This is a genomic window from Roseovarius sp. THAF9 (assembly GCF_009363715.1).
GTDB lineage: Bacteria > Pseudomonadota > Alphaproteobacteria > Rhodobacterales > Rhodobacteraceae > Roseovarius.
The window spans coordinates 917,193-929,670 of record NZ_CP045404.1 but is presented as its reverse complement, the minus strand read 5'-3'; the positions used below and the strand labels follow the sequence as shown (position 1 = coordinate 929,670).

The window sequence follows — 12,478 nt, the reverse complement described above, 5'->3', positions numbered from 1 at the left end:
CGGCCCGCCCGGGCCGCCACACGTCACAGGCGGCATGGAGGAGGGCCAGCCATGAGCGAACCAGATACCGACACCGACGCCCGCAGGGGCCGCGGCAGCGAAATCATCTTCGCGGTGATCACGATCCTGGCCGCGTTGGTTTTCGCCCTTGTCGTCATCCCGAACGGCGTCACCAGACCGGCTTCGGTCAAACACCTGCCTCTGTCCCCTGTCTTCCTGCCTTACGTTTTGACGATCGGCGTGGGCATCTTCGCGCTGATCCACCTTCTGGAGGCGATCTTCGCCGCGCATATCCCCGGCGAGGACGACGCCTCGCTCGGGACACATCCGCGCTGGAAATCCCGCGTGCTGATGCTTGTCGGCTTGCTGGCGCTCTACCTTCTGATGCCCGGGCGGCTGGGAATGCCGCTTACCGCGATCATTGTGACCATCGCACTGATGGCCATCGGCGGCGAACGTCGCCCGCTCATCCTCTTGGGCGTCGGCATCGCCGTGCCGGTGCTGGTCTACCTGTTTTTCGCTCACGTCGCGCAGGTACCCCTGCCCATGGGCCTTTTCGTAGACCGGATGTGATCCATGCTTGAGAATATTGCCACCGGCTTCGAGATGTTCTTCACGCTGGCCAACCTGCTGGCGATCACCGCCGGGGTCTGCCTGGGCGTCACCGTGGGCGCGATCCCCGGCCTCACGGCGACCATGGCCGTGGCCCTCGCCCTACCCTTCACATTCAACCTTGATCCCGTCACCGGGATCCTGCTTCTTGTCGGCGTCTACAAGGGCGGCGTCTTCGGCGGCTCGATCACGGCGATCCTCATTCGCGCACCCGGCACGCCGGCAGCGGCCTGCACGCTGCTCGACGGCTACCCGCTGGCGCAACAGGGTCAGGCAGGCAAGGCGCTCAACATGGCGCTTTACGCGTCCTGCATCGCCGACTTCCTGTCCAACCTATCGCTAATATTCTTTGCCAGCCTCATCGCGGGCCTCGCTCTCGCCTTCGGCCCGCCGGAATATTTCTGGCTGATCTGCTTTTCGCTGACCGTGGTAATATCGATCTCCGGCTCATCGCTGACAAAGGGGCTGATCTCGGGCCTGCTGGGCCTGCTGACCTCGACCATCGGGCTCGATCTGGTCTACGGCACCCAGCGCTTCACCTTCGACAATTTCAACCTGATGGGCGGTGTCAGCTATATCCCCCTTCTGATCGGCCTCTTCGCCCTGCCCGAGGTGATCGACTTCTACGTCCGCAAGGTGGCGCCCTTCACGGTCAAGACCGCCGACAAGAGCCGCGTCAGCCTGGCCGAGCTCAAGTCCAGCCTCGTCACCATCATCCGCGGCAGCTTCATCGGCGTCATCATCGGCACCATCCCCGGCGCAGGCGCCACAGCGGCGGCCTTCCTCTCCTACGGCGAGGCACGCCGCACGTCCAAGTCCCCCGAAACCTTCGGCAAGAGCAATGTCGAGGGCGTCGCCGCCTCCGAGGCCGGCAATAACGGCGTCGCCGGCGCCACGCTCATCCCGCTTTTGGCGCTCGGCATCCCGGGCGACGTGGTGACGGCGGTCATTCTCGGTGCCTTCATGCTTCAGGGCCTCACACCAGGGCCGCTGATGTTCCAAGACAATATCACCATCATCTACGCTATCTTCATCGGCATCATGCTCAGTTCCGTCGTCCTTCTGGGCTCGGGCAAGCTGGCGATCCGCTACTTCGCCCGCATCGCCGACATCCCGCGGCACATCCTTCTTCCCATCGTCCTAATGTTCTGCGTGTTCGGCAGCTACGCTGTGCAAAGCCAGATGTTCGACGTGGGCGTGATGCTGGCCTTCGGCGTGCTGGGCTACATCATGATGAAGATCGACATGGCTGCGGCGCCCTTCCTCATGGGCTTCATCCTCGGCCCGCTTTTCGAGGACAACCTGCGCCGCTCGTTCCTGATTTCGGAGGATATCACGATCTTCTTTCGTAGCCCGATCTGCTGGATCTTCATCGTCATCACCATCCTGTCGGCCTTTGTCGGCATCCGCCGCGAGCTGCGCGCAACCCGCGCCAAGCGCGACGCCCTGCGCTCGGGGTCGGCATGACCGGCGCGCCGGACCCGGGCCTTCAGGACCGCGTCGCGCTTGTCATCGGCGCAGGCTCTATCGCGTCGGGCATCGGCATCGGGCGCGCCATCGCCATCTGCCTCGCGCGCGAAGGCGCCCACGTCATCGCCGCCGACAACGACCTCGATTCGGCCCGCGAAACCGTGACCCACGTCACCGACGCAGGCGGCAGCGCCGAGGCCGCAACGGTCGATGTCCTCGACGACACCAGTGTCACCGCCCTGATTGCCGGAATTGAGGCCAAGCACGGCCGCCTCGACATCCTGCACTGCAACGTGGGCCTGGGCAAAAGCGGACCGTCCGAAAACACCAAGCCCGCCGACTGGCGCCGCATCAGCGACGCCAACCTCACCTCGCTGCACGTGGCCGCGCAGGCCGCCATCCCGATGATGCGCGCCCGGGGCGGCGGGGTCATCACCGTCACCTCCTCGATCGCGTCGATCCGGCACGTGGGCTATCCCCATCTCGCCTACTCCGCGACCAAGGCCGGCGCCAACCAGTTCGCCCGCGCCCTGGCCGTGGAACTCGCCCCCGACAACATCCGCGTCAATGCCATCATCGCAGGACTTATCGACACGCCCCGCATCGGCGTCACGCTGGCCAACAGCTACGGCGGTCGAACCGAGGCGGAGATGCGCGCCATCCGCGCCGCGCAGTGCCCGCTGGGTCGCATGGGCAGCGCCTGGGACATCGCCGAGGCGGCGGTTTTCCTGGCGTCGGACCAAGCAGGCTACATCACCGGAACCGAACTCGTGGTCGACGGCGGCCTCTCGGCCAGCATCCGTCAGGCCGTCGATGGCTAAGGGACCCGTGATACCCGGACGAGTCCGGGAGATCCTCAACCCGGCTCTGGCGCTCTACCTGCTGGTCACCGGCGCCATGGCCATCGTCGTCCCGGTGCCGGACATACCCACCGTATTCGCCCTGCTGGCGCTCGCCCTGCTCAACCACCGCAGCCTCAACCGCCCCGCCTGGATCATCGGCGGCCTGGTACTGGGGCTCTTTCTCTGGGGGTGGGGCGGCGGCTGGATCGACGCCACCGGCGCTCTCGCGCGGATGACTTTTCTCGCCGCATTCCTCGTGGCCCTCGGCCTGCTCAGCCGCGCCGCCTCGCGCGCACCCGATATCCGCAAGGCCGCCACCGTGGTTGCAAACCGCCCACGCGGCGCACGCTATCTCTTCGTCACGCTCGGCACACATATCTTCGGCATCTTTCTGAATTTCGGCGCCGCCAGCCTGATGGCCACGCTGCTCGCCCAGACCCGAGAGACACTGGAAAAACAGAACGCGGTCGAGGATCTGACCCTCTCGATGCTGCGCGGCTTCGGCGCCATGCCGATGTGGTCACCGCTGGCGCTCTCGACGATCATAACTCTCTCGATCCTGCCCGAAGTCGACTACTTCCAAATCCTGCCCTACGGTCTCGCCGCTGCCGCGCTCTATCTCGGCGCGGGCTATCTCGCGTCGCGCGGCACGCGCACGGTCCCGCCACCCGACGCGGACCAGCCGACCATCTCACGCGCCATGCCCCCCGTGCCCGATCAGATCATCCTCTTGCGCGTCGTCGCCCGCGTCGCCCTGCTGGTAGCGGTGGCCTTCGCGCTGCACTTGGCCGCGGATCTTTCCATGCCGGCCTCGGTGCTGCTGGCGGTACTGGGCTTCTCGCTTGCCTGGTGGGCGATCCAGGTCGTCGCGCGCTTGGCCCCCGCTCTGCACCGCGAACTGGCGGCAACCGCGCAATCGGGCGTCAACGAGATCGTCATCGTCTCCTGCGCAGGCTTTCTCGGCGCGGTCATCGCCTGGTTTGTCGCCAGCTTCGACGGCGCCCTGCCTGCCCCACCCGACGCGCTGGTGCCCGCACTCATCGCGCTGGTGCCCGTGGGAATGGTCATCGGCGGGCTCTCGGCGCTCAACCCCATTGTCTCGGCCAGCATCCTTCTGGGTGTCCTGCACCCGCTGGTGCCTGAACCCGCCCTCATGTGGCTGGCGCTTGCCGCGATCCTCGGCTGGGGCCTCACCGCCGCCTCCACGCCTTTCACCGCCAACGTGCTGATCACCACCCGGATCATGCAGCTTGATCCCGCCCCGCTCCTTCGCCGCGGCAACCTGAAACTCACCGCGCTGTCGCTGGCCGCGCTTGGCCTCTTCCTCACCACCTGCACAGTCATCTCACTATAAGGTTAGATTCATCATGCCCCAGACCATGCAAGCCGTCTTCGCCACACGTCCCGGCGGCCCAGAAGTTTTGCAAGCCCGCTACATTCCAGTTCCGCAACCCGGCCCGGGCGAAGTGCTGATCCGCGTCGCCGCCGCCGGCGTCAACCGTCCCGACCTGCTGCAGCGCCAAGGCGGCTATCCACCGCCCCCCGGCGTGACCGAGGCGCTCGGGCTCGAAGTGGCGGGCGAAGTGGTGTCCTGTGGCGACGATGTGCTGTCCTTTACCAAGGGCGACAAGGTCGTCGCGCTGGTCGCGGGCGGCGGTTATGCCGAATATTGCGTCGCCCCCGCCCCTCAGGTCCTGCCCTGGCCCTCGGGCCTATCGGCGGTCGAGGCCGCGGCGATCCCCGAAACCTACTTCACTGTCTGGACCAACCTTTTTCGCATCGGACGTCTGGCCGAGGGCGAAACCGTCCTCGTCCACGGCGGCGCCAGCGGCATCGGCACAACCGCCATCCAGATCGCCCGCGCCATGGGCGCCACCGTCTACGCCACCGCCGGCACCGACGAGAAATGCCAGGCCTGCCGCGATCTGGGCGCGACAGAGGCGATCAATTACCGCACGACCCGGTTCGAGGAGGAAATCGCCCGCCTCACCGACGGGCGCGGCGTGGATGTCATCCTCGACATGGTCTGCGCCGACTATCTCGCCCGCAACCTCGCCTCGCTCGCCGTCGCGGGGCGGCTGGTCATTATCGCATTCCTCGGCGGCGGGCAAACGCAAGTGGACATCGAGTCCATGATCCGCAAGCGCCAGACCTTGTGCGGCAGCACTCTGCGCCCGCAAACGCCGCAGGAAAAGGGCCTCATCGCCGCCGATCTTCTCGCGCACGTCTGGCCCCTGCTTGAACAGGGCGCGATCAAGCCGATGATCAATTCCGTCCATCCCCTTGCCAACGCCTCCGAATCCCATGCAGAGCTCGAGGCCGGCGGTCACGTCGGCAAGCTCGTCCTGTCGGTATCTGAATAGCTATTGTGCGCGCGGCGGCCTGCTCGTCGCGCGCACAATGATCTCGGGCGGGATCAGCGCCGCCACGTCCACCGCCGCCTCCGAGGTGGTCAGCTGCACGATGGCCACTGCCGCCCGCGCCCCTATGGTCCGCGCCGGGATGCGCACCGTGCTCAGCGACGGCTCGAACTCCCTCGAGCCCTTGAAATCCCCAATCCCCGTCACCGTCACCCGCCCCGGCACGTCGATTTCGGCGCGGTTCAGCGCGTGCAGCGCGCCCCAGGCCAGCACGTCGTTGCCGCAGATGATCGCCGTCGGCAGATCGCCCTCGGCAATCAGCGCCTCCACAGCGCTTTTCGCCGTCGCCACGCTGTAGGGCGCCACCAGCTGCCACGCCTCGGGAATACGGCAACCCACCTCCGCCAGCGCGTCCTTCACGCCGGCAAACCGCAGTGACGCCCTATCGTTGCCCTCCACCGGCGGGAACATCGCCGCCACGCGGCGGTGTCCCAACCCCGCCACATGCCGTCCGATCAGCGCTCCGGCGGCGTAATTGTCCGACCCGACGCAGGGAAACGGCGCGTCGGGCGAAAAGCTCCACAGCAGCAGAGTCGGCATCTCCTGTTGCGCAAGCAAATCCAGCGTGTCCTGCGTATGCGCGATCCCGATCAGCGCCACGCCGTCCACCCGATGTTCCAGCATCTTGCGCGTCAGACTGTATTCGCGGTCCAGGTTGAACCCGTGCGAGGCCAGCAGGATGGTGAACCCCAGCTCCTCCACCGCCTCGGAAAAACTCTGGATCATCTCGGCGAATATCGCCTGGTCCACCGTCGGCACGATCAGCCCGATCGTGCCGCTGCGGATACCGTGAATCGTCTGCGCCGCGCGGTTGCGGATATAACCCAGCCGCCGCACGGCGGCGTCGATCTTTTTCCGAGTCGTGGCCTTCACCAGGTCCGGGTGATTGAAGCTGCGCGACACCGTCGAGGGTGACACGCGCGCCGCCTTCGCCACGGTAATGATATCGACTTTTCTTTTCGTATTGTCAGACACTTGCGCGACCTCACGCAATGAAAAATGAAAACATTTGCAATATTGTTTTCATTACATACCCTTTCAGGTCAATCACGACAAGCCAACGGGAGGATACGGCTTGGAGTTCCTGTTCTACTTCGGCGACGTGTTTACGCAGTTCAACTTCATGCTGCTTCTGATCGGCACCATCGGCGGACTGATCCTGGGCGCCACGCCGGGCCTTTCGCCGACGATGGCCGTGGCCCTGCTCATTCCCTTCACGTTCAAGCTGGATGCAACGCAGGGCCTTATCCTCTTGGGCGCGGCATATACCTCGACGGTCGCGGGCGGCGCGGTCAGCGCCATTCTTCTCAAGATCCCAGGCGCACCCGCCAACATCGCCACCACGCTGGACGGGCACACCATGGCCAAGAACGGCCAGGGCGCAAGGGCCCTGCAACTGTCGTTCATTTCCTCGGCCATCGGGGGGGTCTTCGGCGTGCTGCTGCTGATCTTCCTCACGCCGGTACTCGCCGAGTGGGCGCTGGCCTTCGGGCCGTCGCACCTCTTTTGGCTGGCCATCCTCGGCGTCACAGTCATCGGCTCGCTCGATTCCAGTTCGGTGGTCAAAGGGCTTCTGTCCGGCTGCATCGGGCTGTGGCTGGCCACCATCGGGTTCGACGACGTGATGGGGGCCCAGCGCTTCATTTTCCATTCCAGCGTGTCTGGCGGCATCAACATCATCCCCGCCCTGATCGGCCTTTTCGCCATTCCGCAGGTCATCACCATGTTCGCCAAGGGCCGGCACCAGCACGACGCCGAGGTTCTCAAGGTCGAGAAAAGCCCCATCATGGACTCGATCCGCGAGGTCTTCCGCCGCTCGCGCGCGCTTTCCATAGGCACGCTCACCGGCTCGTTCGTCGGCCTCATACCGGGCGTCGGCGGCCAGATCGCAGGGCTCGTGGCCTATGATCAGGCCCGCAAGACCAGCCCCGAGCAAAAGAAATTCGGCACCGGCCACAGCGAAGGCGTGATCGCCGCCGAAAGTGCCAACAACGCCATGGTCGGCCCCTCTCTGGTGCCATTGCTGACGCTCTCGATCCCCGGCTCGCCCACCGCCGCGGTGCTCTTAGGCGGCCTCCTGATCCACGGCATTTTCCCCGGCAGCGACCTGTTCGAGAACTATCCCGATGTCGCCTGGACCTTCATCAACTCCATGCTGATCGGCCAGATCCTGATGTGCGTCTTCGGGCTTTACGTGGCCGGGCTGGCGGCCCGCGTGGCGCAGGTGCCAAACGCGGTCATGGCCGCCGTGGTGCTGGCCCTCGCGGTCTTCGGCAGCTACTCGGTTCAGAATTCCATGGGCGATGTCTACATCATGGCCGCGCTCGGCACCGGCATGTATTTCCTCGAACGCTTTGGCTTCTCTGCCGCGCCGCTAGTGCTGGGCCTCATCCTCGGCCCCATTGCCGAGGCCAATTTCGTGCAAGGCGCCATGATCGCCAACGCCACGTCCAGCATGGGCAGCTATTTCTTCACCGGCGCGCTGAACCTTACGCTGATCGGCATCGTCGTGGCCTCCATCGCCTACTCGGTCTGGATGGAACTGCGCCAGCGCCGCTACCTCAGCAAGGAAGACACTCTCGAACGCGAGGAGCAGGTCACATGACCAATCTACCCCGCACGCAGCACATCGTCGCCAGTGGGCTTGTCGCCGCCGTGGGCGTCTGGGTCGCCTGGCTCAGTTTCACCGGCGAGCCCGCCCGCGCCTTTCTGTTTCCGCGCATCATCTCGGTCGCCTTCGTGGCGCTGGCCGTCTGGACCTTTGGCAAGGCGCTGCTGGGCAAGACCAAGGTCGGCCCCGGCCTCGGCCGCATCGCGACCTTGAACATACTGCCCGGAATCGTGGTCATGCTGATCTACGTCTTTTGGGCGGCGCAGACACTGGGCTTTTACACCGCGTCCACCATCGCCTTTTTCATCCTGCTGTCCCTCTACGACCCCGCCCCCCACGACGCGGCGCGTACATGGGTCAAACGGGTGCTGATCACGGCCGGTTTCCTGGCTGTGATGTACGGTCTCTTCGCGCTGTTGCTCGGCGTCTTCACCCCGCGAGAGATCCTTTTCTGAAAACCAAGAAGCAAAAGACAACTTTCCAAGGGAGGAACCAAGAAATGAAGAAGCTGATTGCAGCCGCATCCATTGCGCTCATGGGTCTGGCGGGCACCGCCGGCGCCCAGGACAACTACCCGGAACGCCCCGTCATGCTGATGGTCAGCTATGGCGCCGGCGGCGCCACCGACTTTCAGGCGCGCATCGTCACCATGACGGCAGGCAACGAGGACGCGCTCGGCGTGCCCATCGCCATCGTCAACAAGCCCGGCGCGGGAGGCCGCGTCGGCTGGAACTGGCTCGCGACGCAGGTCGAGCCCGACGGCTACACCCTGGGCGCCTACAACGTGCCCCACTTCATCGCCCAGTCCATTGAGGGCGGCGTCGAATACGGCACCGACAGCTTCGAGCCCATCGCCAACTGGGGCGCCGACCCGGCGGTTTTCGTCGTGGGCGCGGACAGCCAGTTCAACTCGATGGAAGACGTGGTGAACTACGCCAAGGAAAACCCCGGCGGCCTCACCTTTTCCGGCGCCGGTCTTTACGTCGGCCACCACATTGCGGCGCTTCAGCTTGAAAAGGCCGCTGGCGTCAAACTGGCCTACATCCCCAACAACGCGGGTGGTGCGGGCGCCATGAAGGCCGTAATCGCCGGTGACGTGCTGGGCGGGGTCAACAACCTGTCCGACGCGTTCCGCGCCGAAGAGGCCGGTAACGTCAAGATCCTCGGCGTCTTCGACAACGAGCGTAGCGACTTTCTGCCCGACGTGCCGACGATGCAGGAACAGGGCTATGACATCGACAACGCCTCGGTCAATTTTCGCGGCGTGATGGTCCCCAAGGGCACGCCCCAACCGATCATCGACAAGCTGGCCGAGATCGTCCCCACCATGTTCGAGAACAGCCGCGTCAAAGGCAAGATGGAAGCGGGCGGCTCGCCCATGCACGTCATGTCCCGCGACGAGGTGATCGAGATGTGGGCCGCCCGCGAGGAAACACTCAAGGAACTCCTCGCTGGTCTTTAAAGTCGAACGCCAACGGGGCGCGCACGACCCGCGCGCCCCTCATCAGAAAGGTTTCACACCATGAATGCCCCTGACCCCATCGCAGACCTGGACGCCATCATCGCCCGTGCCCGCGCCGCCCAAGGCCGGTACGAGGCCGAAGGCAGCCAACAGCGCTACGACCGCGCCGCACTGGCCGTCGCATGGGCGATCATGGAACCGGGCCGGAACCGGGAATTGGCCGAACTGGCCGTGGGAACCACGGGCCTCGGGAACGTGCCCGACAAGATAACCAAGAACCATCGCAAGACGCTGGGCCTCATGCGCGACATCAAGGGCGTCACCACCTTCGGCGTCATCCGCGAGGACACCGCCACCGGCATCACCGAAATCGCCCGCCCCAAGGGTGTTGTTGCCGCGATCGTGCCCTCGACCAACCCCGCCGCCACGCCCGCCAACAACATCATCAACGCGCTGAAATGCGGCAACGCCATCGTCGTCGCTCCCTCGCCCAAGGGCGTGCCCAGCTGCGAGAAACTGATCAAATTCATCCACGCCGAGTTCGAAAAGATCGGCGAGGATCCCGACCTTGTCAGCATGGTCCCCGCGCCAGGTTCAAAGGACAAGACTCAGCGCCTGATGGAAACCTGCGATATGGTCGTCGCCACTGGCAGCCAGAACAACGTCCACCGCGCCCAGACCTCAGGCACGCCCGCCGTCGCCGTTGGCGCAGGCAACGTCACCGTCATCGTGGATGAGACCGCCGATCTCGACGACGCCGCAGAGAAGATCCGCGCCTCCAAGACGTTCGACAATGCCACCTCCTGCTCGTCCGAAAATTCGGTCGTGGTCGTTGATGCAGTGCGTGAGGACTTCGTCAAGGCCATGGCCCGCGCCGGCGGCGCCGTGGTCGAGGACGAGGCCGCCGTTGTCGCCGCACTCTGGCCAGACGGCCATCTCAACCGTTCCGTCATCGCCCAGGACGCCGACAAGATGATCGACGCGCTGGGGCTTTCGGGCAAGGTCCCCAAGGGCACCGAATATATCGCCGTGCCCACCACCGGCATCGGCCCGGATCATCCCCTTTCCGGCGAGAAGCTCAGCCGCGTGCTCGCGCTTTACGCGGCCACGGATTTCGAAGACGCCATCCGCGTTGCCCGCGACATCCAGCTGTTTCAGGGCGCGGGCCATTCCGTCGGTCTGCACAGCACCGACGACACCCGTCCCATGACCCTGGCCCGCGCCATCCCCACCAGCCGCATCATCGTAAACCAGGCGCATACCTTCGCTACCGGCGGCGCCTTCACCAACGGCATGCCCTTCTCGCTCTCCATGGGCTGCGGCAGCTGGGGCGGCAACTCCATCGACGAGAACGTCCATTGGAAGCATTTCCTGCAATCCACCAAGATCGTCCGCGAAATCCCCACCAATGAGCCCGCGCTCAAAGATATCTTCGCCGACTACTGGAAGGCAGCGGGCCAATGAAGCTCAGCCGCGATACACCCCCCGAAGGCACTATCCGCGACTGGCTCGCCGCCCGCGCGGATCTGGGCGGTACCGCTATCGTCTTCCCCGAGGACGGCACGAGTCTCGGCTGGCCCACCCTTCAGGACGCGGCTCACAGCTTCGCGCGGGCATTGACCGCACGGGGCGCCGCGCGCGGCGAAAGCGTCGCCATCGTGGCCCCTAACAGCCGCGACGGGCTCGTTGCCCTTTACGGCGCCCTTGCCGGCGGCTTCCGCGCCACCATGATCAACCTCGCAGCGGGCCGCGATGCCATCGCCTACGCGCTCGACCATTCCGAGGCTCGCTTCGCCTTCGTCCACGACGCCTGCGCCGATCAATTCACCGCCGCCAACGCTACCGGCATCGCCACCGTGCCCTTGTCAGAACAGGCCAAGGCAGACCTGCACCCCGTCACCCCAGACGACCACGCCCTCCTGATGTATACCTCCGGCACCACGGGCCGTCCCAAGGGCGTGCTGCACACCCATGCCAGCCTTCTGGCCGGAGGCTGGACCACCGCCATCGCCCACGACCTTTCCCAAGCGGACCGCGGCTTCTGTATTCTGCCGGTCTACCATATCAACGGCCTCTGCGTGACCGTCATGGGCAGCCTCGTCTCCGGCGGCTCGCTCGCCGTCACGTCGAAATTCTCCGCCTCCCGTTTCTGGGGCCAAGCGGCAGAGGCCGAAGTCACCTGGTTCTCCGCCGTGCCCACCATCATCTCGCACCTCCTGCACGGCACCGATGAACCCAGCCTCGAGGTCCGCACCCGCCTGCGCTTCGGCCGCTCCGCCTCTTCGGCGCTGGCGGTCGAGACCCAATCGGCGTTCGAGACCCGCTTTTCCGTACCCATCATCGAAACAATGGGCCTAACCGAAACCGCCGCCCAGATCCTATCGAACCCGCTACCGCCCGCCACCCGCAAGATCGGCTCGTCGGGCATGGCCTATGGCTGCGAGGTCCAGATACAGGACAGCACCGGCGCCCTCGTCCCCGCCGATACGGAGGGCGAGATCACCGTGCGCGGCCCCAATGTGATGCAGGGCTATCTCAAGAACCCGGATGCCACACGCGACACGTTCCGCGACGGCTGGCTGCGCTCCGGCGACCTCGCCCGCATGGACGCCCAGGGCTACGTCTTCGTCACCGGCCGCCTGAAAGAGCTGATCATCAAGGGCGGCGAGAACATCGCCCCGCGCGAGGTCGACGAGGCGCTCTACACCCATCCCGACGTGATAGAGGCCGCCGCCTTCGCTCGGCCCTGCACCACCTACGGCGAAACCGTCGAGGCGGCGGTGCGCGTTCGCGACGGCTCCACCCTAAACGGCGCCGACCTTATCGAGATCTGCCGCAACCGTCTCGGCACGTTCAAATCCCCCGATGAGATCCACTTCCTCGACGAACTACCCAAAGGCCCCTCGGGCAAGATCCAGCGCCTGAAACTCGCCGATATCCTGGAACCGGCCGCCCGCTGACAGCGCGCCTCGGCGCACACCCGTCCCCGGCCCGACCCGGGACCTCCAGGCTCAAATCAAACGGCCCCGGCTTGGAGGCTAGGCGGGCTTCCTAAAGGCCG

Annotated in this window: 11 protein-coding genes; 10 read left to right on the top strand and 1 reads right to left on the bottom strand. The window is 65.4% G+C overall.

Annotated features, from left to right (window positions below; all coding sequences use genetic code 11):
* Positions 1 to 51 precede the first annotated feature (51 nt).
* Genes FIU86_RS04600 through FIU86_RS04580 form a run of 5 tightly spaced genes read left to right on the top strand, consistent with a single transcriptional unit; the run spans position 52 to position 5,287 of the window.
* The gene (locus FIU86_RS04600; RefSeq protein ID WP_152473992.1) at positions 52 to 573 is read left to right on the top strand and encodes a tripartite tricarboxylate transporter TctB family protein; all 522 of its coding nucleotides are present in this window, start codon (positions 52 to 54) and stop codon (positions 571 to 573) included.
* 3 nt (positions 574 to 576) lie between these two features.
* A complete protein-coding gene (locus tag FIU86_RS04595) occupies positions 577 to 2,079 on the top strand; it encodes a tripartite tricarboxylate transporter permease (RefSeq protein ID WP_152473991.1) in 1,503 nt (500 codons plus the stop codon).
* Positions 2,076 to 2,903 carry an SDR family NAD(P)-dependent oxidoreductase gene (locus FIU86_RS04590; RefSeq protein WP_152473990.1) on the top strand — a complete coding sequence of 276 codons (828 nt, stop codon included), beginning with the start codon at positions 2,076 to 2,078 and terminating at the stop codon, positions 2,901 to 2,903. The genes FIU86_RS04595 and FIU86_RS04590 overlap by 4 nt, the downstream gene beginning before the upstream one ends.
* Positions 2,896 to 4,278: a hypothetical protein gene (locus FIU86_RS04585; protein ID WP_152473989.1), complete on the top strand. Its 1,383-nt coding sequence runs from the start codon at positions 2,896 to 2,898 to the stop codon at positions 4,276 to 4,278. The genes FIU86_RS04590 and FIU86_RS04585 overlap by 8 nt, the downstream gene beginning before the upstream one ends.
* Positions 4,279 to 4,291: 13 nt before the next feature.
* Positions 4,292 to 5,287: an NAD(P)H-quinone oxidoreductase gene (locus FIU86_RS04580; RefSeq protein WP_152473988.1), complete on the top strand. Its 996-nt coding sequence runs from the start codon at positions 4,292 to 4,294 to the stop codon at positions 5,285 to 5,287.
* Here FIU86_RS04580 and FIU86_RS04575 read toward each other — a convergent pair whose 3' ends face one another.
* Positions 5,288 to 6,280 (bottom strand): substrate-binding domain-containing protein, encoded by a 993-nt coding sequence (locus tag FIU86_RS04575; RefSeq protein WP_302848766.1) that lies wholly within the window; start codon positions 6,278 to 6,280, stop codon positions 5,288 to 5,290.
* Between the two features lie 139 nt (positions 6,281 to 6,419).
* Between FIU86_RS04575 and FIU86_RS04570 the strand changes: the two genes are divergently transcribed.
* From FIU86_RS04570 to FIU86_RS04550, 5 genes are read left to right on the top strand one after another with little or no spacing between them, the layout of a single operon-like run.
* Positions 6,420 to 7,949: a tripartite tricarboxylate transporter permease gene (locus FIU86_RS04570; RefSeq protein ID WP_152473986.1), complete on the top strand. Its 1,530-nt coding sequence runs from the start codon at positions 6,420 to 6,422 to the stop codon at positions 7,947 to 7,949.
* Positions 7,946 to 8,410, top strand: coding sequence for a tripartite tricarboxylate transporter TctB family protein (locus tag FIU86_RS04565; RefSeq protein WP_152473985.1), 465 nt, complete (start codon positions 7,946 to 7,948; stop codon positions 8,408 to 8,410). Before FIU86_RS04570 ends, FIU86_RS04565 begins: the two co-directional genes overlap by 4 nt.
* A gap of 44 nt (positions 8,411 to 8,454) precedes the next feature.
* The gene (locus FIU86_RS04560) at positions 8,455 to 9,417 is read left to right on the top strand and encodes a tripartite tricarboxylate transporter substrate binding protein (protein ID WP_152473984.1); all 963 of its coding nucleotides are present in this window, start codon (positions 8,455 to 8,457) and stop codon (positions 9,415 to 9,417) included.
* A 60-nt stretch (positions 9,418 to 9,477) separates the two neighbouring features.
* Positions 9,478 to 10,881: an aldehyde dehydrogenase family protein gene (locus FIU86_RS04555; RefSeq protein WP_152473983.1), complete on the top strand. Its 1,404-nt coding sequence runs from the start codon at positions 9,478 to 9,480 to the stop codon at positions 10,879 to 10,881.
* On the top strand, positions 10,878 to 12,377 hold the full coding sequence (locus FIU86_RS04550) for an AMP-binding protein (RefSeq protein WP_152473982.1): 1,500 nt from the start codon (positions 10,878 to 10,880) through the stop codon (positions 12,375 to 12,377). Before FIU86_RS04555 ends, FIU86_RS04550 begins: the two co-directional genes overlap by 4 nt.
* Positions 12,378 to 12,478: the final 101 nt, after the last annotated feature.

What these genes read in the sequence shown, in the direction of transcription:
- FIU86_RS04565 (WP_152473985.1), top strand. Translation starts at nt 7,946, where the DNA reads ATGACCAATCTACCCCGCACGCAGCACATCGTCGCCAGTGGGCTTGTC.
- FIU86_RS04600 (WP_152473992.1), top strand. Translation starts at nt 52, where the DNA reads ATGAGCGAACCAGATACCGACACCGACGCCCGCAGGGGCCGCGGCAGC.
- FIU86_RS04595 (WP_152473991.1), top strand. Translation starts at nt 577, where the DNA reads ATGCTTGAGAATATTGCCACCGGCTTCGAGATGTTCTTCACGCTGGCC.
- FIU86_RS04585 (WP_152473989.1), top strand. Translation starts at nt 2,896, where the DNA reads ATGGCTAAGGGACCCGTGATACCCGGACGAGTCCGGGAGATCCTCAAC.
- FIU86_RS04580 (WP_152473988.1), top strand. Translation starts at nt 4,292, where the DNA reads ATGCCCCAGACCATGCAAGCCGTCTTCGCCACACGTCCCGGCGGCCCA.
- FIU86_RS04555 (WP_152473983.1), top strand. Translation starts at nt 9,478, where the DNA reads ATGAATGCCCCTGACCCCATCGCAGACCTGGACGCCATCATCGCCCGT.
- FIU86_RS04550 (WP_152473982.1), top strand. Translation starts at nt 10,878, where the DNA reads ATGAAGCTCAGCCGCGATACACCCCCCGAAGGCACTATCCGCGACTGG.
- FIU86_RS04590 (WP_152473990.1), top strand. Translation starts at nt 2,076, where the DNA reads ATGACCGGCGCGCCGGACCCGGGCCTTCAGGACCGCGTCGCGCTTGTC.
- FIU86_RS04560 (WP_152473984.1), top strand. Translation starts at nt 8,455, where the DNA reads ATGAAGAAGCTGATTGCAGCCGCATCCATTGCGCTCATGGGTCTGGCG.